The organism is Bacillus sp. AR8-1 (assembly GCF_008042345.1).
GTDB classification, from domain to species: domain Bacteria; phylum Bacillota; class Bacilli; order Bacillales; family Bacillaceae_G; genus Bacillus_A; species Bacillus_A cereus.
Genome location: NZ_QNUB01000045.1, coordinates 3,819 through 24,127, shown reverse-complemented (window position 1 = coordinate 24,127; position 20,309 = coordinate 3,819). Strand labels below are relative to the sequence as shown.

Below are 20,309 nucleotides of genomic sequence, written 5' to 3'. Positions count from 1 at the left end.
AGTGGAAGAAGAAAATTTTGATTACAATGGGGATGAGTTGTAAAGGTGGGGAACTATGAAGAAAGTATGTAATTCTATTAAATTAGCAGAGTATATGAAGAAAAATAATATTGATTCATTTTTTAGTCATGATATGAAGCCATATATGGAACTTATATTTTTTAAAAAGAATGAGTTTATTTGTAGAGAAAATGAAGAGATAGATTATTTATATTTCTTTGTTGAAGGAAAAGCGAAAGCGTTTAACACATTAAGTAACGGGAAATCCGTATTACTGTGTTTTTATGATAGTTTGCAGTTACTTGGAGATGTGGAGTTAATTCATTCCCAAAGGATTACTTCAAATGTACAAGTGATGGCAGATTCGTATTGTGTGGGTTTACCTTTAGGAAAGGTGAGAAATAAGCTATTTCATGATGCGAAATTTTTAAGATGTATTTGCGGATCATTGGCACATAAATTAAACCGACTTTCCAAAAACAGTACAATTAATTTATTGTATCCGCTTGAAAATAGACTTGCGAGTTACATGTTAGCAGCAGGAGAACGAGCAGTTCAGCATGAAAATAGAATTGTGTTTAGTGGGAATTTAACGGAAATAGCGGAGTTGTTAGGAACGAGCTATCGGCATTTGTTGCGAACATTAAATATTTTTTGTGATAAAGAGATAATAAAGAAGAACGATGGATGCTATGAAGTAGTAAACGTGGATGTTTTGAGAGAATTGGCAGCAGATGTTTATAAATAGGAGGAGAGTATAAATGATAACACCTATATTTAGAATTTTTGATATTGAAAAAGCAAAACTATTTTACTTAGGTTTTTTAGGATTTAAACTGGATTGGGAACATCGGTATGAGGAAAATATGCCATTATATTTGCAAATTTCGTTACAGGATGCTGTGATACATTTATCAGAACATCATGGTGATGCCTCACCAGGTGGTGCGATTCGGATCAAAATAGATGATGTAAAGGATTATCATTCTGTATTATTAAGTAAAGAATATGCTTATTCGAAGCCGAATATAGAAAAAACATCTTGGGGTACAATTGAATTAACTGTAATTGATCCGTTTTCAAATAGAATTACACTATACGAGGAAAAATTGTAGAAATGGAATGAAGAGTAGTTCATAGAGCAGTGAACTGCTCTTTTTTATTTTGAGTAGATATTGAATCATATAAAAAGAAAATGTTATGATTATGGAAACGTATGAACATATGAATAAGTATTCATATGTTTAAGAAGAGGAGGGATTAGAATGAAAGATCTAATTATTATTGGGGCGGGTCAAGCTGGATTAACAATGGGATATTACTTGAAGCAAGAAGGGTATAATTTTTTATTACTTGAGGCAGGAAAACGAGTTGGTGATTCATGGAGAAATCGATATGATTCTTTGCAGCTTTTTACCTCAAGGTCTTACAGTAGCTTGCCGGGTATGACGTTAATAGGTGAAAAAAATGAATTTCCACATAAAGATGAAATTGCAACTTATTTAGAAGAATATGCAAGACATTTTCAATTACCGGTACAATTACAAACGGAAGTTTTAAAGATAAAGAAAGAAAAAGAAATATTTGAATTACACACTCCTACAGAAATTTTACAAACGAAAAAAGTTATTATCGCATCAGGTGGTTTTCAGCAACCGTTTATTCCCTCAGTTTCAGCAAATCTATCATCACATATTTTTCAAATACATTCATCACAATATAAATCACCATCACAAATTCCTAAGGGAAAAGTACTAGTAGTAGGTGGCGGAAATTCAGGAATGCAAATCGCAGTAGAACTTGCAAAAACGCATGAAGTTACGGTGTCTATTAGTCATCCTTTAACGTTTTTACCGTTACAACTTTTTGGGAAAAGTATTTTTAATCTGCTAGAAAAAGTGGGTTTATTGTATGCTGAAATAAATACAAAGAGGGGAAGATGGTTTCAGAAGAGAAAGGACCCTATTTTCGGTTTTGAAGGTAAGAAACTTATTCGTAATGGAGCAATTAAACTGCAAGAAAAAGCAGTAAGTGCATCAGGAAATAACATTATGTTTCAGAATGGTGATATTTATAGTGCAGAAAGCGTTATATGGTCAACTGGTTTTGTTCAAAATTATAATTGGATTGAAATTGAACAGGCAGTGAATGAGAAAGGATTTCCTAATCATATAAAGGGAATCAGTCCAGTAAAAGGATTGTATTATATCGGATTACCGTGGCAATCTCAAAGGGGTTCCGCACTTATTTGTGGTGTAGGAAAGGATGCAGCGTATGTACTTTCTGAAATCAAAAAAATAGATCAGTAGCAAGAACTACTGATCATCCATATGTACATGAATTAGGAGAGGTCAAACATTTATTAACTTTATTATAATAGATTTTCATGGAATTAAAAACTGAAAATTCAAATTTCATGTTGAGAAAGTTTTTTGTATCGAAATATATGAAAAAATAGGGATTTTTATTAAAACAGAAAAAGATATTTCTATTTTAGTAAATTATGATATAGTCTAAATAAGCGTGTTTTTCCATAAATGTAATTATTTTCATTGTAGTTTTGTTTATATGAGGGAAGGAGAAGTAATTATGAAGTTTGATGATCAACGCTTACTAGGAGTCCGATTAGGTTCTGTACTTGTGACAGAGGAAAATCAATATTTAGTAATTAAGAAAAAAGATCATTATGCACTGTTAAATATACATAATTTAGAATGCACTCATGTTGAAGTGCAGTTAGAACATTTGGAAGAAATGTTGCGGGAAGATTTCCAAGAAAGTATAACGGAGATTATCGCACCAGAACATATAAAAATTGTTGCGAAAAATGTTATATAGATAAAGAAGCTGGAAGGAACAGCTTCTTTATTTTCATTATAAGGATAACGTTTTTACAACCTCACCAATGATCCCTTCCATTTGATGAACACCTAAATCGGAATTAGTCATAATAACAGCACCATTCCCGCAGTATGGATAACAAACCATCATACATTGAAATCCAACGCCCCATCCGAGTGAATAAATCTGTAATTCTTCATTAGAATCATCTAGAAAAACACCTAATCCAGTCCATTTTGAGCAACCTTGAGGAGAAATCATGTCTATTACTAATTTTTGAGAAAGTTTTAGTTTGCCCTTTCCTTGTAAGGAATGAATGATTTCAATAACTAAAGCTGATAAGTCAGTTGGTGTTGTCCAAATACCCGAAGCAGCTGCGAATGGATAAAATGGATACTTCTCATTTGTTACAGTTCTATCTTTATTATGTCCGCAAGCAAAAACATCGGTTTTATCTATGTCTTTTGGAGAAAAAAGTGTACTATTTTTCATTTGTAATGGCTGGAAGATGTGTTCTTCTAATAACTGACTAAATGATCTTCCTGTAATATCTTCTAGTAGTAGTTCGATTATACAAAAGTTTGCGTCTGAGTAGTGAAATTCACTTTCTGGTTTATAAGTTACCTCTATAGGTACGGGGCAATATAGTGTTTTACCGGAAAGGAGCTCAGACATATTAGGTAAGCCTTTTGCAGGTGTATAATGTTCAAAACTATTAGGTGGATCAATGAGTCCAGATTGATGGCTTAATAAGTTTCTCAAAGTGATACTTTTTTGTGAAGTAAATAGATTAGTAGGAATGTTCCAAGATGTGAGTTTATCATTTACGTCTTCGTCTAAATGCAAGATTTCTTGATCTGATAACATTAGTACGAGCATTGTAGTGATGAATTTGCTGATAGAACAAGAATTAAAGAGAGAATTTGTAGTAACAGCTCTAGTTGTTCCAGCTTCAAGTGTTCCAAAGGCATTCGCTTCATCTAGTTTGCCATTACATATAACAGCGAGGCTTAAACCTGCAACGGAATATTGGTTCATTTTCTCGTATATATTGCTACTTTTTAAGTTCATGGTGACTCCTTTCTTTAAAGACAGAATAGTATTTTTATTATACAGTAGTAAAAAAAAGAAAACACTTCGTCATTCACCAATGAAGTGTTTTCTTTTTTAGTTAGTTTGAAGTGAACTTTTGAAAAAATTTGTCTCGGTACATGTACATAACCCATGAGATTGTTATTAAAGAAATGATGATTTGTTTGTTTTTAATTGGTGCATTGAAAACAAGCCAACCAACTATATCAAATAACAAATGTAGCACGATTGAAAGAACTACAAATTGAAGTAACGTATTTAAAAATCTTTTCATAAAGTGTCCCCCTAAAATAATAGGTTTTATTAACAGTTTGATATAGTGATATTATACATTAAATGTGTATTGTGGTAAAATTTACATAAGTTAGTGGAATAAAGCAAATGAAAGTTAGTAAGGGGGAACATTCATGGAATTCTGGATGGTTATACTGATAGTAGCTGTTGGTTTCATTTATATCGCTGAAAAATTAACTACAATTGAAAAGAAAAATGATGCGCGTTTAAAGAGAATTGAAGATAGATTACAATTAATTACGAAAGAAATGGGAATTATAGAAAGAGAACCTGAAATTAATAAAGAACTACGCCAGCTTGTAGAAGAAGGCAAAAAAATTACAGCAGTTAAGAGAGTAAGAGAAGCTTTTGGGTTTTCTTTACTAGAAGCGAAGCAATATGTTGATAAATTATAAAAAAGATCATCCATTTGGGTGATCTTTTTCACTGCACCATGCGTGTATTTACATAAGCGGCGATTATAAAGTGTCCAATTAGAGTGATAGGAATAACGATTGTGACATTAGGCGTAGTGAAGACACTACCGATTGTCGCAATGACACCAGCAATTAAATTATAAAGACCTACTATTTTTGATAGTTTCACTTTATCAGGCACGCGGCGTTCGTTGAATCCTGATAAGAGCCAAGTGTACTGCTTTACTCCGATGAAATAAGCTAGTGCAAATGAAATGATTGCTACTATAAATAATGTTGGTGAAGCGAAGAGAGTCATTGCAAACACCTCCGTTAATGGGCTATAAATAAATTATAGTCCGAATGTTATAATTTAACAAAATATAATTTAGGTTTTAAGTGTAATAGAAAAATGGAGTATTGGTAATGAGGGGAGATTAAGTATGAATATTGTGGAGTTTCAGAGGTATGTATCAAATTTCAGTAAAGAAAAAGGATTTCAAGATACAACAATTGAAGAGCGTACGATATATACGATGGCGGAATTAGGTGAATTAGCGGAAGTCATATTAAAGCGTGATACAATACAAGATGCGAAAAGAGAAATCGGTTTAGAAATGTTTGATGTAATTTGGAATGTATGTGATTTAGCAAATAAATTAAATATTGATTTAGAGAAGGCGTTTAAAGAAAAAATGAAAATTAATAAAAAGCGTGAATGGTAAGTAGAATTTTAATTTGTAAAGATGGGTGATATGAATGAAAAAGAAGCTTTTTATAGGAGGAATCTTTACTTTAATAAGTGTAATAAGTGTTGTCGTTTACTTAGTTTTTCAAGGCATATTCATTCCGAATCAAATAAGTGCTGATAAGTATGAAATAAAAGGTGTAGATGTCGCATCGTATCAAGGGGATATAGATTGGAGAGAGTTGGAAAAGCAAAATATGAAGTTTGCGTTTATAAAGGCGACTGAAGGAAGTTCGTTTGTGGATGAGTACTTTTCGAAAAATTGGAGGAATGCGAATAAGACAGATATGCGCATCGGAGCGTATCATTTTTTTAGTTTCGATAGTAAGGGTGAAACACAAGCAGAGCAATTTATACGAACTGTTCCAAAATATAAACAAGCACTGCCACCCGTGATTGATGTTGAGTTTTACGCTAACAAAAAAGATAATCCGCCTAAGCGTGAAGATGTTACGAAAGAGTTGGCGGTCATGATTGAAATGCTAGAAAAACATTACGATAAGAAAGTAATATTGTATGCAACGCAAGAGGCGTATGATTTATATATAAAGGATGCGAATCCAAAATGTGATATATGGATTCGTAGTGTTCTTACAAAACCGAGTTTATCTGATGAGAGAAAATGGACGTTTTGGCAATACACGAACCGCGGGAGATTAAGCGGTTATAATGGAAAAGAAAAGTATATTGATTTGAATGTATTTTATGGGAATGAGGAAGAGTTTGAGAATTATGGAATGGAAGATTAAGTTTTAAAGCGTACAACATTTTGTACGCTTTTTTATCATTTATGTAAAAAAATGTAAAAAAAAACGATGGAACAAAGATTTGAGATGAATTGTCTAATATAGGTAATAACTATTTAGCTTGAAAGAAAGGGTTGATAACATGAAAAAGAATACGTTGTTAAAAGTAGGATTATGTGTAAGTTTATTAGGAACAACTCAATTTGTTAGCACGATTTCTTCTGTACAAGCATCACAAAAGGTAGAGCAAATAGTAATCAAAAATGAGACGGGAACCATTTCAATATCTCAGTTAAACAAGAATGTATGGGTTCATACGGAGTTAGGTTATTTTAATGGAGAAGCAGTTCCTTCGAACGGTCTAGTTCTTAATACTTCTAAAGGGCTAGTACTTGTTGATTCTTCTTGGGATAACAAATTAACGAAGGAACTAATAGAAATGGTAGAAAAGAAATTTCAGAAGCGCGTAACGGATGTCATTATTACACATGCGCACGCTGATCGAATTGGCGGAATAACAGCGTTGAAAGAAAGAGGCATTAAAGCGCATAGTACAGCATTAACCGCAGAACTAGCAAAGAACAGTGGATATGAAGAGCCGCTTGGAGATTTACAAACAATTACGAGTTTGAAGTTTGGCAATACAAAAGTAGAAACGTTCTATCCAGGGAAAGGACATACAGAAGATAATATTGTTGTTTGGTTGCCACAATATCAAATTTTAGCTGGAGGCTGTTTAGTAAAATCTGCGGAAGCTAAAGATTTAGGAAATGTTGCGGATGCGTATGTAAATGAATGGTCTACATCGATTGAGAATGTGCTGAAGCGATATGGAAATATAAATTCGGTAGTACCTGGTCATGGAGAAGTAGGAGACAAGGGATTACTTTTACATACATTGGATTTATTAAAATAAGAAATTGTAGAAATACAAAAGAAAGGAGAAATAATTTTCTCCTCTCTTTCTTCTAACTATATTTAAATGCTGAATCTGTCGATTACGTCAGCATATATTACTGAGATTTTAATTCCAAGTATACAAATACTAGTACTGTCATAATTGCAATAACAACGTAAGTAGCATCAAGCATTATAAGTGTTTTTAAAGTTTCAGTCATCGTAATTCACCCCTGTTATAAAAATATAACATGATCTTTTTATTGATTAGATTAGAGATCATAAAGATAAAATGTATATGAAATTTCTTAAGTAGCTTCTATATAAATATATCATATAAATAATGTAAGTAATGTTAAGATAGTGTAAATGTATTGTAAATAAAGAGGTTTACAATGAAGGCTTTAATAAAAAAATGATAGTTCCTTAAAATAAAAAATACGCTATTCTTTCTATTGAATGATAGAAAGAATAGCGTATTTGTATGTCTATTTTCATATGTGATGAATTGCAATTATTTGTATAAGGGATTCAAAAAATTTTTTCGTTGTATATATTTCTCCAAATTAATTATTTAGCTATTTAAAAGTATCGAAAGATGTGTGCACACTAATGTATATTTTTTTGGATGTCAATAAAAGTATTATGTCAACAATATGAACTGTCACAAATCTTTATATATTATTGTGATTGATATCACATCACTTTTTTTCAATGGGTATTATGCTTAAGGTGTAATGAATGATTGGGAGAGGGTGGGATGATATGTTTTGTTATCAATGTGAACAAACGCCAACAGGCGGATGTAAAGTAATGGGTGTTTGTGGCAAGAATGAAACGATTGCGAGTTTACAAGATACGATTGTGTTTGGGCTAAAAGGAATTGCAGCTTATCGCACACATGCTGCTCAGCTAGGGTATACGGATGCATTTGTAGATGCTACAACACAAGAAGCTTTATATATGACATTAACAAATTCTAATTTTAACGAACAAGAGCATATTGATATGGCTATGAAAGTCGGGAAATCAGCTTTACGGGTGATGGAGTTATTGGATGAGGCACATACGAATCATTTTGGTGTGCCAGAGCCTGTACAAATTACACAAAATCGTGTAGAAGGTAAAGCAATTGTAGTTACGGGCCATAATTTATTTGCACTAGAAGAACTATTAAAGCAAACAGAAGGAAAAGACATTAATATTTATACACATTCTGAAATGCTACCAGCACACGGATACCCGCAGCTGAAAAAATATAAACATTTAAAAGGAAACATCGGTAAGGCATGGTATGATCAAAGACGCCTTTTTGAAAAATTTACTGGTGCCATATTAGCTACAACGAACTGTGTTATGCCAATTAAAGGCTCGTACTCTGATCGATTCTTTTCATATGAAATTGCAGGTTTAGAAGGTGTACAAAAAATTGAAAATGATGATTTTACATCATTGATTCAAAAAGCACTAGAACTTCCAGAAGTACATATGGAGTCGGATGAACAGTTAGTGACAGGGTTTCATCATAATACAGTATTATCATTAGCTCCAGAAATTATTGATGCAGTAAAAGAGGGGAAGATAAAGCGTTTCTTTGTTATCGCCGGTTGTGATGCACCGGGAAAAGGCGGAGAATATTATCGTGAATTAGCAACGTCACTTCCGCCAGAAACGGTTATTTTAACAACTTCTTGCGGGAAATTCCGCTTTAATGATGTGGATTACGGTGTTGTACCTGGTACGGAAATTCCGCGTTACATTGATTTAGGACAGTGCAATAATTCAATTTCTACAGTGAAAATAGCGGCTGCTTTAGCTGATGCTTTTCAATGTGAAGTGAATGAATTGCCAGTAAGTATTGTACTATCATGGTTTGAACAAAAAGCGGTTGCCATTTTACTAGGGCTATTTAGTCTTGGGATTCAAGATATTCGCATCGGTCCAAAGGCTCCTGAATTTATTTCACCTGGCGTGCTTGATGTATTACAAGAAACATTTGGTTTAAAACTAATTACAAATGCAGCAGAAGATATGGCTATGATGTTATCGTAATAAAAAATGATCTGTCTTATTAATAAGAAGAGCTAGCCATATTCATTAACTTTGGTATAGTATAGCGCCCCAAAATAAAAATGTAGAATTTTTGTTTTGGGGTATTTTCTTTTCTTAGTGGGATAGGTATGGGGCAAAATAAAAAAAGAAAATAGGCTGGTATTGAATAGGTAATAGTTGATTTTAGAAAAAATATAAAAATCGAGTTGACATTCATCGCTACTTAGTCATACAATGTACTTGTAATAAGCAATACTGAGTAGTTTTGTTTCTCAAAATATTTTCAGTAGACAATAGGTAATAGCGGATTTTAGAAAAAATATAAAAATCAGTTGACATCTATCGCTACTTAGTCATACAATGTAGATGTAATAAGTGATACTAAATAGTTCGGATTCACAAAAACTATTCAGTAAAAAATTCGCCTTAGTACTCTGTGATACTAAATATAAGTCAGACAGAATAGGGGGTAAAGGAGGATCAGGACATGGAAAATTTAACTGAAATGCTGAAAGGTTCACTGGAAGGGTGTGTACTGGAAATCATTAGTCGCCGTGAAACGTATGGCTATGAGATTACCCGCCACCTGAATGATCTTGGGTTTACCGAAGTTGTGGAAGGTACGGTGTATACCATCCTCGTACGATTAGAGAAGAAAAAGCTTGTGAATATTGAAAAGAAACCATCAGATATGGGACCGCCGCGTAAGTTTTATTCATTAAATGAAGAAGGCCGCCAGGAGCTTGAATTGTTTTGGAAAAAATGGGATTTTGTATCGTCAAAAATTAACGTCTTGAAGTCAAAATAGGTTCATAAGATAAAATGTTCCGGCCGATATTTTGAGAATTTCTTGTTCGGTTTTATAAAAAAGGAGGAAAATAAGATGTTAGAAATGTTCAAAAAGTTAATTGGTGATAAAAAAGAGTACAAAATGATGATGGCACGAGTTGAGGCTCTGCCAGAGGACTACCAATTTGTATTTAAGAAAATTCAAAACTACATGTGGAATTTTTCAGCGGGTAACGGGATGGATATGTTACACATACAGTATGAATTAATCGATTTGTTCGAAGCGGGTGCAGCGGAAGGAAGACAAGTGCTTGACATTACTGGGGATGACGTGGCTTCCTTTGCTGACGAACTAGTGGCAAATGCTAAAACTTACGTCTCCAAGTATCGTGAAGATTTGAATGAAAGTATTATGAAGAAATTGAGAAAAAAATAAATGGAATAAGTAGTACCGACTGATTAGCTGGTTACACATATGAATTGCCATCATAGCTATTCAGTTATATTTTTAACTCGGTACTAAGTAATACAGAATATCAGTGATACTAAATAGATAGAGGTAAATAAATAGTCTTCGCAAAACATTTTTATAGGGAGGAAAAAAGTATGAGTCATGCAGCGATTTCTGTAAAAGGCTTGAAAAAATCCTTTAAAGACAAGGAAGTTTTAAAAGGGGTAGATTTTGAGGTGCAGCGTGGAGAAATTTTCGCGCTGCTAGGCTCAAATGGAGCGGGAAAGACGACAACGGTCAACATCCTTTCGACACTAATGAAGCAAGATAGCGGTGAAGTAAGTATTTGTGGATTTGATGTACAGAGTCAATCAGATCATGTTCGTCAAAGTATCAGTTTGACAGGGCAGTTCGCAGCTTTAGACGGTATGCTGACTGGGAGGGAAAACTTGATAATGATCGCCAAATTACGTGGTGTTTCCAATCCCGCTCAAGTTGCTGACAATCTACTTGCAAGATTTAGCCTGACTGATGCGGCAAACCAAAGGGCAGATCAGTATTCAGGCGGGATGAAGCGCCGGCTTGATATCGCGATGAGTTTGATTGGGGCGCCAGCAGTTATTTTTCTTGACGAACCAACGACTGGACTTGATCCTGAAGCGCGAATCGAAGTGTGGGATACAGTCAAGGAACTTGCTGGTAGCGGTACAACTATTTTGCTTACGACTCAGTACTTGGAGGAAGCAGAACAACTGGCAGACCGTATCGCTATTTTGCATGGCGGAAAAATTATTAAGACAGGTACTCTTGCTGAACTAAAAGAGATGTTCCCGCCAGCAAAAGTGGAGTATATCGAGAAGCAACCGACATTGGAAGAAATATTCCTTTCGATCATTGGCAAAAAGGAGGAGATGTAAATGAAAAGTAAAACAGGTGTATTACTAGGTCGTTTAATGCGTAACATTATGCGCAGTCCGGATACAATTATTACAGTAGCGATTACACCGATTATGATGATGCTATTATTTGTCTACGTGTTTGGCGGCGCAATAAAAACTGGAACGGAAAACTACGTTAATTATTTATTGCCGGGAATTTTGCTAATGGCTATCGCATCCGGTGTAGCTTACACTTCCGTGCGACTCTTTACGGATGTAAAGAGTGGGCTGATGGCACGTTTCATTACGATGCCTATTAAGCGCTCATCGATATTGTGGGCTCACGTTCTAACCTCTCTGGTTGCTAATGTACTTACTATCGTGGTGGTTATTCTTGTTGCACTCTTAATGGGTTTCCGTTCCAGTGCTAATATTCTAGATTGGCTCGCGGTAGCTGGGATACTTGGGATGTTTACGCTGGCGCTAACATGGCTAGCTATCATTCCAGGATTGAAAGCGAGGTCTATGGAAGGGGCGACTGCTTACTCGTACCCGCTAGTTTTTCTTCCATTTATTAGTTCGGCCTTTGTGCCTACCGAAACGATGCCAAAAATTGTTCGTGCGTTTGCAGAGAATCAGCCTGTAACTTCAATCGTGAATGCGATTCGTGCTCTTTTATATGAAGGAACTGTTGGAAACGATATTTGGATTGCGCTTGCTTGGTGCGTAGGTATAATGGTCATCTCTTACTTTTTCGCCAGTAAAGCATTTAAACGTCAGTTAGGGTAAGAAACGTGATAAACGAAACCTTCAGGAATAATATATATTTAGAAAAGCACGGGAGATTTTCCGTGCTTTTATTATTTATCATGCTCTCATTGTAGTAAATGAAATGGTATTTAAAAATAGGATAATTATCCAGTGATAAAGCTTAATATTTGAGGCTCACTGCTTATGGAATGTATAAGCACACTCGTTTTTGTAAATCTGCTAATACTTCATCGGGTATTTCTTTGATTTTAATATCCTTCCCTAGAAAAAGCAGCCAATTTATTATTTCCGTCACTTCATCGGGATTGTTAACATTGATAAAAGTTTTTAAAATGGCTGTGGATTGGTAAGGATTAGTATAAGATATTGAAATTTTTAAAGGATGGTATTTTTTGAACTGGGCAATTGCTGTCGGACCAAGTTCAAATACAAGGTTAATTGCTTCGTCCTTCTTACTTAGTTTTTCTAAAATCTTTTTCTTATTTAGCCTTTTGTTCGTCGTGTATGGTTCGATATTAATGAGATCATCGACAGGAAACATCATCTTCTTTTCTTTTTTTAAGTCAAACCCTTCAATGATCCAATGGCTTTTTTCTTGATAAAGGTGCAATAGATAAATTGGATAAGACTTGATTTCTTCATCTTCTTTCATAGTAATCAATAAATGGTTATCCAAAAGAAGGATTTGAATGAGTTTTTCTAACATAGGATGGGGGAGATCAGAAAGCTCAAGTAGATCGGGATTATGAGGGTTAGTCCCTTGGAAAAGCAAGAGTTGATTTAAAAGAACGAGGTCAGCTTGCTGGGTTTCTGAGATGAGTCCTAGTAGTTTTTCGGCTAAAGATTGACGACTCTTTAGGTAGGGAAGTTGTTGATTCCTCGTAGCCATAAAGGCAATAAAAAGAGCTTTCACTTCATTATCAGTAAAGCGAACAACGGGCAGGATAGAATTATGCATAACAAAATATCCACCCGTTCTCCCAACTTCAGCGACCAGTGGCATTCCCATAGCTTCAATTTCTCTAATGTCTCTAATAGCTGTCGACCGTGATATGTTAAATTCTTGTATAATTTCAGAAATTGTAAAGTGAGAGCGGTTGTTGATATACCGCATAATTGTATTAATCCGTTCAACTTTTTTCATTTTGGTCTCCTAAACAGTATCATTTTTTGACATGGTTTAAAGGTATTATAAACGTATCAGATGAAAAGATAAATCGTTTGATTAATAAAAAAAGAGGCAGGTTTTGAATATGAAAAATTATACTATAGAAGAAAAAGATAGCTTTATTGTGTTAGGTATTGGAACTGAAATTAAGAGTGAATACACAAACTTTGCTGGAATAAATAAAGAAAAGGAAGACTTTTGGTCGGCTGTTAAAGAAGATGGAAGGCTGGACACTTTAAAAGCTTTAGCTACAAATGAATACATTTTTTCCGTGAGCGAAGCGGTGAATAACAAAATGATGTATTATGCGGGTGTCATGACAGAAGCACAAATAGAAGAAGAATCTAGAGTGATTCAGTTTCCGAGGGGAGAATACTTAGTAGTGAAAGGGGAAGACAAAACGGCTAAAGAGCTAAGTAATAAGCTTACTGGCATCGCCTTCGGTCAAGCTTTACCAGAAGCAAAGGATTTTGCCTATGTTGGTGGACCGAATACAACGGTTGAGATGGGACAGAGAAATGGCCTAGTATTTGGTGAAATGTGGATTCCGGTTGTTAGGAAGTAAAGTGATAAAAGGTGCGAATATGGAAAGTAGAGGCTAACGATCTTGTATTGTTGGCCTTTTTGAAATGAATATAATATTCATATACTGCTACACAGTATGTTCTGATAAAATGGAATAAAAGGGAATTGTTGTAAGGTGGTGGAAGATTGAATAAAAAAAGATTATTTGAGCTATTCATAGTAACGTTTGTTTTTCTATTCCTTCATGTAAGTACATTTACTAATGAAAAATTTAACGATAAATTGGGATCTTTTACTTTCATTGTGCTACTTCTTATGCTTTCTATTTACACTGCATTTATAGAAAAGTATTTTGATGATATACAAAAGTGGATTCGAAATATTACATGTTGCTTTGCTTTATTCGTAGTGGTTTTAGTAGCTCTATGGATAGGTTATTTTTAGTCCTTACTTAAGAGAATGAGAAATATGTGATTACACTACATTCGATCCGATACTAGTACTTAGCTGCATCGGTTTATATTAATTTTTTCTCTCCTCAATCATGATAAAATGTACAATAGGAAATTTTATGTAACATAAAGAAGGAAGGTTTATGGTGAGCCTGAGTACTTTGCTAGCTTTTGCGCTTGTTTCACTTAGTATGGTTTGTTCACCTGAGCCTATTTTGATTTATCTTATTTCTCATTCCATTACGTAGGGGCGTATGGCAGGATTTATTTTTTTATTGAGCATCATGCTTGAATTTGTAATTCATATAAATGAAGCAACTTTAGTATTCACTCAAAAATCCATTGTCTATGAAACAACTAGATTTGTAAACGGCTTTAATAGAAAGATGTCTATTGTATTTTTTGCGGCAAGATTAAATAGCTTTTTTGTTACTTTACAATAAAGTATACTTAATATCAGTAATTCATGTAATTAGGGGTGGTTTCTATATTTAGAGAAAATACAAAAAGGATACTTCTGTCATTAGTAACAAATCCAATACTAATAATTGTATACGGGATTTTTTGTTATGAGTTGGCCTTATACTGTAAGTACGGAAGAATGAATTATAATATTTACATTTTGTTATTATGTATAGTACTTTTTATATCCATAACTACATTTACTACAATGCGGGTGATAAAAAATAGAGAATATGAATCTAAAAAATTAACAAATTCAATAGCATGGAGATCCATTTCTATTATCATTATTGTTGCAATTACATCATTTTATGGGATGCAGATTTATAAAAGTGCAATAAATTACAATGGTAAATTGGCATGGTTTATAGAAAAGTTAAAACATGAAAGGTCAGTTAAACTTAAACATAATAATATATATAAGTCTGGAGTAGAAGGTATTTTTGAAGATATAAATAAAAAATATCCTTTGCCAAAGAAATTGTATATGGCAACTGATTTTGATCTTACATTTCATTCAGATGGAACAATCACAGCGTTTGATACATTTGTTTATGGGAAAAATGATGATGGGAAAGAAGAAACTTATTTAATCTCTTATAATAAGAAGAAGTCAGAAGATATTACTATAATACGAGACGGATACGCAAAGCCTGATTATAATGATGATAAATTAGTAGAACCTTTAATTGAAACGGTTAAGGCGATTCCAGTTAAGCAAACGGTTAGAAAATGGAATGAAAGTAAGTATGGGTTGATTTATTATGGAAAAAGAAATTGGGGATCCAATACAGAGGGAATTATTAATATTACTGAGGATGGTAAGGGGCAGAGTCTTAAAAAAGCAGCTTCTGATATCATTGGATATACTGTATCTATATTTGTCCCTGGAAAAGAGCAAGAGCTAGTCCCTGCTAGATATAATTTAATAAGTGACGCAAGTTGGAGTAAATCAAAGACGCCTCCAAAAGAAGATATGCTTAAAGAGAAGAAACAACAAGATTTAAAGAATGAAAAAGAACAGTTTTTCCTATCGAAAGAAGTTGGTTATAAACTAAATATGACAGATAAAGCATTAGGGAGCGCCTTTTATTCATTAAGCAAGACTAGTGATGAAGGGAAAACATGGGAGGTTATCAATCCAGATCCATTTAATGGGGGGATTGGTAGTGTATCAGGAATCACTTTTATAAATGATAAACTTGGGTTTTTAGGAGCAATTAGGCCTTCTGGTAATGAAGGAGAGTTATATCGCACAGATGATGGGGGAGTATCTTTCAAAAAGGTAGAATATCCGCCGCATGAAGTGAAATTAGATCATACACAGTCCACAATAAGTCCTTTTGATTCACCTAGTATGCCATATGAGAAAGATGGGGTTTTTAATATGTTAGTGGGACAAGGGGCAGATGGAGACTACAATGGCGATAGTAGTGCACTTTATCAATCAAAAGATAACGGAGAGACATGGGAATTTGTAGAAGAAGTGAAAAAGAAATAATCAGAATTTTTTTTGGGGAAATAAGGTAACTACTCAGCTATACATTTTATTTAGAAGTTTGGTAAGGGGTATAATTCCAGCCATGAAGATAAAAATGGACCTATACCTCGCTGCCTTTCTTTGTTTTATTTCTTATGCTTACTATCAACGCTATATATAGAAAGGTATTTTGGTGATATACAAAAGTGGATTCGAAATATCACATGTTGTTTAGCTTTATTTGTAGTGGTTTTAGTAGCTCTATGGATAGGGTACTCTTAGATCCTTACTTAAGAGAATAAGAAGTATGTGATTACAATACATTCGATCCGATAATATTACTTAGCTGCATCGGTTTATATTAATCTTTTCTCTCCTCAATCATGATAAAATGTACAATAGGAAATTTTATGTAACATAAAGGGGGAAGGTTTATGGTCAGCTTGAGTACATTGGTAGCTTTTGCAATTGTTTCGCTTAGCATGGTTTGTTCACCTGGGCCTAATATAATTTACCTCATTTCCCGTTCCATTACGCAAGGACGTATGGCGGGATTTATTTCTTTATTGGGCATCATGCTCGGATTTGTAATCTATATAATCGCAACTATGTTTGGACTTACAGTTCTATTCGTTGCTGTTCCCGCTGTATATGAAGCGGTAAAGTGGGCAGGTGCTGCTTACTTGCTCTGGCTCGCCTGGAATTCGATTAAACCGGGTGCTACATCTATTATGGAACCTCGTATGATTTCTAATGAGCCACCAAGGAAATTATTTCTGATGGGACTCATGACGAATCTTCTGAATCCAAAGATTGCTATTTTGTATGTATCACTTCTACCTCAATTTGAAGATCCAGAGAAGGGGTCGTTGCTTTTTCAAGGTGCAGTTTTGGGGCTTACGCAAATCACTGTTAGCTTTATAGTTAACCTTGTAATTGTATGTACAGCAAGTAAAATTGCAAAATGGTTTGGCACACGCCCGACGTGGCTACGAGTACAGCGTTGGCTTATGGCAAGTGTTTTAACGGGGCTTGCTGTACGTCTTGCTTTTGAACGTCGACAGTAAGAGCCTCTTTACCGTCAGTTTCTATAATATAACCTAATAAATATTAATATAATTTATGTATAGTAGATATTTACCTTATAAAATAAGGGGGGAATATTATGACTGAGACAAACGAATCTTCAGGAGTTAATTTGAAAAAAGATGTGAAGTTTTCTATTATAATTCCTGCGCATAATGAAGAAAAGTACATTAGAAAATGTTTAGATTCAATTGCAAAGGCATCAGAGGCATATAAAGAGCAAACGGAAGTTATAGTTGTTTTAAATCGTTGTACAGATAAAACAGAGGAAATAGCAAAATCTTATAATTGTGTTACATTGAAAAATAACGATAAAAACTTATCTAAAATTCGAAATGCAGGGGCTAAAATAGCTAGTGGAGAAATAATCGTTACTATAGACGCTGATACCATAATGACAGAGTCTATGTTGTTTAATGTAGATAAATATTTAGCTTCAGGTACATACATTGGTGGTGGGGTGAATGGTAAGTTTGAAAGAATATCTTTAGGAATATTTCTCTCCGCAATGTTAATCATAATCCCCTTACTTTTTAAGTACGGAGCTATATCTGTAGGGATTTTTTGGTGCTATAGAAAAGACTTTATGGCAATCAACGGATTTAATGAAAACATGCTTATGGCAGAAGATGCAGATTTCGCTAAACGTTTAAAAGAGTGGGGAAAGAAAAATAATAAGAAATTCGGTACTATTAAAAATGGAATGATAACTTCATGCAGAAGATTTGATACATATGGAGACTGGACTTTACTTAAAAATCCAAAAGTAATTTTAGCTTATCTAAAAGGAAATGATAGAAAATACGCAGATAAGACATATTATGATAACCAAGAAAGATGAAAATGGAGAAAATCGGCAGAGGATAGCTAGTACTTTTTTAGATATAATGAGAATCCAACTTAATTTAATAGATATTATAAGAAAACCATCAATTTGATTATCTTTTTTCAAATTGATGGTTTTTATTTTTGAAATAAATATGTATTTTTTTATGAAAATATTTTTTGACCCCCATAAAACTATGTATTCCTCCGAATATGTATAGTGAAGAAAATAAATAGAAGAAAAATGACTATGAAAGAATATAGAAGCATTAATAAAATTACTAGATTAAGTGGGCATCCAAAATGGAAGGATGAAATTACCAATTATATAAAGAAGAGTTATTCAAGGATTGCAGATAAAATAGAAAGAGAATAAGCAAAACGAACGGTAGAAAATAAGAAAGTAGATAAAAATACAAACTTAACTGTAGTGCCGAGAGAAAAGGAAAAATCATTAAGAAAACGTTAGACTCTAAAAATATAACTAACAGCAAGAAAACAAGACCGAAGAAAAGTACCAAGAAAATCTGGTTAAATGGTCACTTGTGTAGTGGCCATTTTGCTATTTGAAGGAGGCTGGGAGATTACAAGTGTTGAGTTTAGTAATGAAGATCTTAAGAAAACCGAAAATAGAAGATATCGTATGTAACATACAAAACAACGAAGAAGATAAAGAAGCATTTATCGTACAGTATCAGCCTTTTATTAGAAAATCAATCTCATCTGTCTGCCGCCGGTATATTACAGAACAGGATGATGAATATAGCATTGGATTGTTTGCGTTTAACGAAGCAATTGAACAGTATTCATATACAAAAGGAAAATCCTTTTTAGCGTTTGCTGATCTTCTTATAAAAAGAGATGTAATTGACTATATACGTAAGGAGTCTAAACATAACTTTGTCTTTTTAAAAGAAGATGAGCAAGAGGAAATGTTAGAAATGCAAGTGTCGCTTACGGAGTATATGAAAGAGATGGAAAATAGTAACCGTAAGGAGGAAATTCTTCATTTTCAAAGTGTGCTAGCTGAGTTTAAAATCACATTCTCAGAGCTTGCTAAAGAATCTCCTAAGCATCGTGATACGCGTGAGCACTTAATAGAAATTGTAAAAATTATTATAAAAGAAGAGGAAATGATGGAAGAGCTGTTCCGAAAGAAAAAGTTACCGCTTAAACATATTGAACCGCGTGTTAGGGTAAGTCGTAAAACGTTGGAACGACATAGAAAATACATTATTGCAATGTGTATTATTTTTGCAAACAACTATACATATATTCTGGATTACATAAGAGGGGAAAAGCATGATGAATAAAGGAATTGTGATGGATATAAAAAAGCATAGCGTAGTTGTTTTAACACCAAATGGAGAGTTTATTACGTGTAAAAGAAAAGGGGATTCTTGCATGATCGGGGAGGAAATCTCATTTGATGAGCAAGAACAAAAAGCATCGCATTTTTCGATCCCTTCCTTTTTAAAACCTGCATCAATACTTGTTGCTTGTTTTCTATTTGCAGTGCTGTTTTTCTACAACCAACCAGAAGAAAAAGTATTTGCTTACGTCTCAGTTGATATAAACCCAAGTTTAGAGGTGAGCGTAACGAAGGATTTTCGTGTTATAGATTTACAGGCTTGTAATGATGATGGAAGGCGTATTTTAAAAGAATTGAAGCAATGGGAAAATAAACAATTACAAGAAGTAATACGTACTATTATAAAGCAAAGTCAAGAGGATAAGTATTTAACGAATGATAAGCAAGTTATGCTAACAGCTGTTGCAAAGGACAAGGCGCTAGAACCACAGTTAGAAAAGGCAATGAAAGAATTGAAGAAAGAATATGAGTTAAAACATATTACAGTTGAATATCAAAGTAGCACGATGCAAGTACGAGAGAATGCTAGAAAAGCTGGAATTGGCACAGGTGTCTATATAAAGCAAGAGAATGAGAAAAACAAATCGCTTACTCCTCCTGCCACGCCGCCTAATCCGGTGGAAAATGAAGAAGAGGTGCAATCACAGCCGGAGTCATCTCCTGATGCATCAATGGATTTATCTCCTGTAGACGAAAAAAAATATGAAAAGCAAGAGCAGAAAGAACAAAAGAAAACAGAGGAACAGCCATCGAAGCAAATAAAAGAAAACAATGGAAGAGGATCTCAGCAAGAAAATAGAGGGAATCAACAGGAGAATAAAAGTAGAGAAGCTCAACAAGGAAATAATGGGAATCAGCAAGGGAACAACGGAAGAGGATCACAACAAGGGAATAATGGAAATGGGCAAGGAAGCAACGGAAGAGGATCACAACAAGGGAATAATGGAAATGGGCAAGGGAACAACGGAAGAGGATCAAAACCAGG

23 protein-coding genes and 3 pseudogenes are annotated in these 20,309 nt (G+C 34.0%); 22 read left to right on the top strand and 4 right to left on the bottom strand.

What is annotated here, in order from left to right; genetic code table 11:
- Positions 1 to 55 precede the first annotated feature (55 nt).
- The 4 genes from yeiL to DN400_RS24930 all read left to right on the top strand — a co-directional run bounded on the left by yeiL (position 56) and on the right by DN400_RS24930 (position 2,838).
- Entirely contained in the window at positions 56 to 748 is a 693-nt protein-coding gene (yeiL, locus tag DN400_RS24945; RefSeq protein ID WP_000754827.1) for a transcriptional regulator YeiL, read from the top strand.
- Positions 749 to 761: 13 nt separating this feature from the next.
- Positions 762 to 1,115 carry a glyoxalase superfamily protein gene (locus DN400_RS24940; RefSeq protein WP_000632404.1) on the top strand — a complete coding sequence of 118 codons (354 nt, stop codon included), beginning with the start codon at positions 762 to 764 and terminating at the stop codon, positions 1,113 to 1,115.
- Between the two features lie 150 nt (positions 1,116 to 1,265).
- Positions 1,266 to 2,309 carry a flavin-containing monooxygenase gene (locus tag DN400_RS24935; protein ID WP_147801999.1) on the top strand — a complete coding sequence of 348 codons (1,044 nt, stop codon included), beginning with the start codon at positions 1,266 to 1,268 and terminating at the stop codon, positions 2,307 to 2,309.
- Between the two features lie 280 nt (positions 2,310 to 2,589).
- A complete protein-coding gene (locus DN400_RS24930) occupies positions 2,590 to 2,838 on the top strand; it encodes a hypothetical protein (protein WP_000666948.1) in 249 nt (82 codons plus the stop codon).
- A gap of 36 nt (positions 2,839 to 2,874) precedes the next feature.
- Here the strand turns inward: DN400_RS24930 and DN400_RS24925 are convergent, their stop codons facing one another.
- Positions 2,875 to 3,912: a serine hydrolase domain-containing protein gene (locus DN400_RS24925; protein WP_147801998.1), complete on the bottom strand. Its 1,038-nt coding sequence runs from the start codon at positions 3,910 to 3,912 to the stop codon at positions 2,875 to 2,877.
- A gap of 100 nt (positions 3,913 to 4,012) precedes the next feature.
- A complete protein-coding gene (locus tag DN400_RS24920) occupies positions 4,013 to 4,207 on the bottom strand; it encodes a hypothetical protein (protein WP_000819660.1) in 195 nt (64 codons plus the stop codon).
- Positions 4,208 to 4,340: 133 nt separating this feature from the next.
- On the opposite strand from DN400_RS24920, the gene DN400_RS24915 reads away from it, so the two are divergent.
- Positions 4,341 to 4,622, top strand: a complete 282-nt coding sequence (locus DN400_RS24915; protein WP_000397724.1) for a hypothetical protein — start codon at positions 4,341 to 4,343, stop codon at positions 4,620 to 4,622.
- 28 nt (positions 4,623 to 4,650) lie between these two features.
- On the opposite strand, the gene DN400_RS24910 is transcribed toward DN400_RS24915, so the two are convergent.
- Positions 4,651 to 4,941, bottom strand: coding sequence for a DUF3784 domain-containing protein (locus DN400_RS24910; protein ID WP_000171773.1), 291 nt, complete (start codon positions 4,939 to 4,941; stop codon positions 4,651 to 4,653).
- 124 nt (positions 4,942 to 5,065) lie between these two features.
- On the opposite strand from DN400_RS24910, the gene DN400_RS24905 reads away from it, so the two are divergent.
- From DN400_RS24905 to DN400_RS24870, 8 genes are all read left to right on the top strand, one after another.
- Positions 5,066 to 5,347 carry a MazG nucleotide pyrophosphohydrolase domain-containing protein gene (locus DN400_RS24905; protein ID WP_001028132.1) on the top strand — a complete coding sequence of 94 codons (282 nt, stop codon included), beginning with the start codon at positions 5,066 to 5,068 and terminating at the stop codon, positions 5,345 to 5,347.
- Positions 5,348 to 5,381: 34 nt separating this feature from the next.
- Positions 5,382 to 6,119 (top strand): glycoside hydrolase family 25 protein, encoded by a 738-nt coding sequence (locus DN400_RS24900; RefSeq protein WP_065229139.1) that lies wholly within the window; start codon positions 5,382 to 5,384, stop codon positions 6,117 to 6,119.
- A 139-nt stretch (positions 6,120 to 6,258) separates the two neighbouring features.
- A complete protein-coding gene (gene bla2 / locus DN400_RS24895; RefSeq protein ID WP_000742483.1) occupies positions 6,259 to 7,032 on the top strand; it encodes a BcII family subclass B1 metallo-beta-lactamase in 774 nt (257 codons plus the stop codon).
- Positions 7,033 to 7,778: 746 nt separating this feature from the next.
- Positions 7,779 to 9,065: a hydroxylamine reductase gene (hcp, locus tag DN400_RS24890; protein ID WP_002098191.1), complete on the top strand. Its 1,287-nt coding sequence runs from the start codon at positions 7,779 to 7,781 to the stop codon at positions 9,063 to 9,065.
- A gap of 487 nt (positions 9,066 to 9,552) precedes the next feature.
- Positions 9,553 to 9,873: a PadR family transcriptional regulator gene (locus DN400_RS24885; protein WP_000429488.1), complete on the top strand. Its 321-nt coding sequence runs from the start codon at positions 9,553 to 9,555 to the stop codon at positions 9,871 to 9,873.
- Between the two features lie 75 nt (positions 9,874 to 9,948).
- The gene (locus tag DN400_RS24880; protein ID WP_000891986.1) at positions 9,949 to 10,290 is read left to right on the top strand and encodes a DUF1048 domain-containing protein; all 342 of its coding nucleotides are present in this window, start codon (positions 9,949 to 9,951) and stop codon (positions 10,288 to 10,290) included.
- A gap of 170 nt (positions 10,291 to 10,460) precedes the next feature.
- Positions 10,461 to 11,222, top strand: coding sequence for an ABC transporter ATP-binding protein (locus tag DN400_RS24875; protein WP_065229138.1), 762 nt, complete (start codon positions 10,461 to 10,463; stop codon positions 11,220 to 11,222).
- Positions 11,223 to 11,972, top strand: coding sequence for an ABC transporter permease (locus DN400_RS24870; protein WP_000837816.1), 750 nt, complete (start codon positions 11,223 to 11,225; stop codon positions 11,970 to 11,972).
- Between the two features lie 163 nt (positions 11,973 to 12,135).
- Here DN400_RS24870 and DN400_RS24865 read toward each other — a convergent pair whose 3' ends face one another.
- Positions 12,136 to 13,098 carry a helix-turn-helix transcriptional regulator gene (locus tag DN400_RS24865; RefSeq protein WP_147801997.1) on the bottom strand — a complete coding sequence of 321 codons (963 nt, stop codon included), beginning with the start codon at positions 13,096 to 13,098 and terminating at the stop codon, positions 12,136 to 12,138.
- Positions 13,099 to 13,207: 109 nt separating this feature from the next.
- On the opposite strand from DN400_RS24865, the gene DN400_RS24860 reads away from it, so the two are divergent.
- The 9 genes and pseudogenes from DN400_RS24860 to DN400_RS24820 all read left to right on the top strand — a co-directional run.
- Entirely contained in the window at positions 13,208 to 13,687 is a 480-nt protein-coding gene (locus tag DN400_RS24860; protein WP_000801052.1) for a GyrI-like domain-containing protein, read from the top strand.
- Positions 13,688 to 13,833: 146 nt separating this feature from the next.
- The gene (locus DN400_RS24855; protein ID WP_001036208.1) at positions 13,834 to 14,091 is read left to right on the top strand and encodes a DUF3963 domain-containing protein; all 258 of its coding nucleotides are present in this window, start codon (positions 13,834 to 13,836) and stop codon (positions 14,089 to 14,091) included.
- 151 nt (positions 14,092 to 14,242) lie between these two features.
- Positions 14,243 to 14,408 (top strand): annotated as a pseudogene (locus DN400_RS30060) (LysE family translocator); the annotation flags it as partial.
- Between the two features lie 169 nt (positions 14,409 to 14,577).
- Entirely contained in the window at positions 14,578 to 16,062 is a 1,485-nt protein-coding gene (locus tag DN400_RS24845; protein WP_074048016.1) for a WD40/YVTN/BNR-like repeat-containing protein, read from the top strand.
- A gap of 107 nt (positions 16,063 to 16,169) precedes the next feature.
- Positions 16,170 to 16,323, top strand: a pseudogene (locus tag DN400_RS24840) (DUF3963 domain-containing protein); the annotation flags it as partial.
- A gap of 152 nt (positions 16,324 to 16,475) precedes the next feature.
- Positions 16,476 to 17,108 (top strand): LysE family translocator, encoded by a 633-nt coding sequence (locus tag DN400_RS24835; RefSeq protein WP_065229136.1) that lies wholly within the window; start codon positions 16,476 to 16,478, stop codon positions 17,106 to 17,108.
- Positions 17,109 to 17,206: 98 nt separating this feature from the next.
- On the top strand, positions 17,207 to 17,968 hold the full coding sequence (locus tag DN400_RS24830; RefSeq protein WP_000141007.1) for a glycosyltransferase family 2 protein: 762 nt from the start codon (positions 17,207 to 17,209) through the stop codon (positions 17,966 to 17,968).
- A gap of 574 nt (positions 17,969 to 18,542) precedes the next feature.
- Complete coding sequence (gene sigI / locus DN400_RS24825; protein WP_002082432.1) at positions 18,543 to 19,265, top strand: RNA polymerase sigma factor SigI; 723 nt, start codon at positions 18,543 to 18,545, stop codon at positions 19,263 to 19,265.
- Positions 19,255 to 20,309 (top strand): annotated as a pseudogene (locus DN400_RS24820) (anti-sigma factor domain-containing protein); the annotation flags it as partial. The gene sigI and the pseudogene DN400_RS24820, both read left to right, overlap by 11 nt.

Bases quoted from the DNA above. Each gene is read 5' to 3' on its own strand.
- yeiL (WP_000754827.1), top strand. From the start codon at position 56: ATGAAGAAAGTATGTAATTCTATTAAATTAGCAGAGTATATGAAGAAA.
- DN400_RS24940 (WP_000632404.1), top strand. From the start codon at position 762: ATGATAACACCTATATTTAGAATTTTTGATATTGAAAAAGCAAAACTA.
- DN400_RS24935 (WP_147801999.1), top strand. From the start codon at position 1,266: ATGAAAGATCTAATTATTATTGGGGCGGGTCAAGCTGGATTAACAATG.
- DN400_RS24930 (WP_000666948.1), top strand. From the start codon at position 2,590: ATGAAGTTTGATGATCAACGCTTACTAGGAGTCCGATTAGGTTCTGTA.
- DN400_RS24925 (WP_147801998.1), bottom strand. From the start codon at position 3,912: ATGAACTTAAAAAGTAGCAATATATACGAGAAAATGAACCAATATTCC.
- DN400_RS24920 (WP_000819660.1), bottom strand. From the start codon at position 4,207: ATGAAAAGATTTTTAAATACGTTACTTCAATTTGTAGTTCTTTCAATC.
- DN400_RS24915 (WP_000397724.1), top strand. From the start codon at position 4,341: ATGGAATTCTGGATGGTTATACTGATAGTAGCTGTTGGTTTCATTTAT.
- DN400_RS24910 (WP_000171773.1), bottom strand. From the start codon at position 4,941: ATGACTCTCTTCGCTTCACCAACATTATTTATAGTAGCAATCATTTCA.
- DN400_RS24905 (WP_001028132.1), top strand. From the start codon at position 5,066: ATGAATATTGTGGAGTTTCAGAGGTATGTATCAAATTTCAGTAAAGAA.
- DN400_RS24900 (WP_065229139.1), top strand. From the start codon at position 5,382: ATGAAAAAGAAGCTTTTTATAGGAGGAATCTTTACTTTAATAAGTGTA.
- bla2 (WP_000742483.1), top strand. From the start codon at position 6,259: ATGAAAAAGAATACGTTGTTAAAAGTAGGATTATGTGTAAGTTTATTA.
- hcp (WP_002098191.1), top strand. From the start codon at position 7,779: ATGTTTTGTTATCAATGTGAACAAACGCCAACAGGCGGATGTAAAGTA.
- DN400_RS24885 (WP_000429488.1), top strand. From the start codon at position 9,553: ATGGAAAATTTAACTGAAATGCTGAAAGGTTCACTGGAAGGGTGTGTA.
- DN400_RS24880 (WP_000891986.1), top strand. From the start codon at position 9,949: ATGTTAGAAATGTTCAAAAAGTTAATTGGTGATAAAAAAGAGTACAAA.
- DN400_RS24875 (WP_065229138.1), top strand. From the start codon at position 10,461: ATGAGTCATGCAGCGATTTCTGTAAAAGGCTTGAAAAAATCCTTTAAA.
- DN400_RS24870 (WP_000837816.1), top strand. From the start codon at position 11,223: ATGAAAAGTAAAACAGGTGTATTACTAGGTCGTTTAATGCGTAACATT.
- DN400_RS24865 (WP_147801997.1), bottom strand. From the start codon at position 13,098: ATGAAAAAAGTTGAACGGATTAATACAATTATGCGGTATATCAACAAC.
- DN400_RS24860 (WP_000801052.1), top strand. From the start codon at position 13,208: ATGAAAAATTATACTATAGAAGAAAAAGATAGCTTTATTGTGTTAGGT.
- DN400_RS24835 (WP_065229136.1), top strand. From the start codon at position 16,476: ATGGTCAGCTTGAGTACATTGGTAGCTTTTGCAATTGTTTCGCTTAGC.
- DN400_RS24830 (WP_000141007.1), top strand. From the start codon at position 17,207: ATGACTGAGACAAACGAATCTTCAGGAGTTAATTTGAAAAAAGATGTG.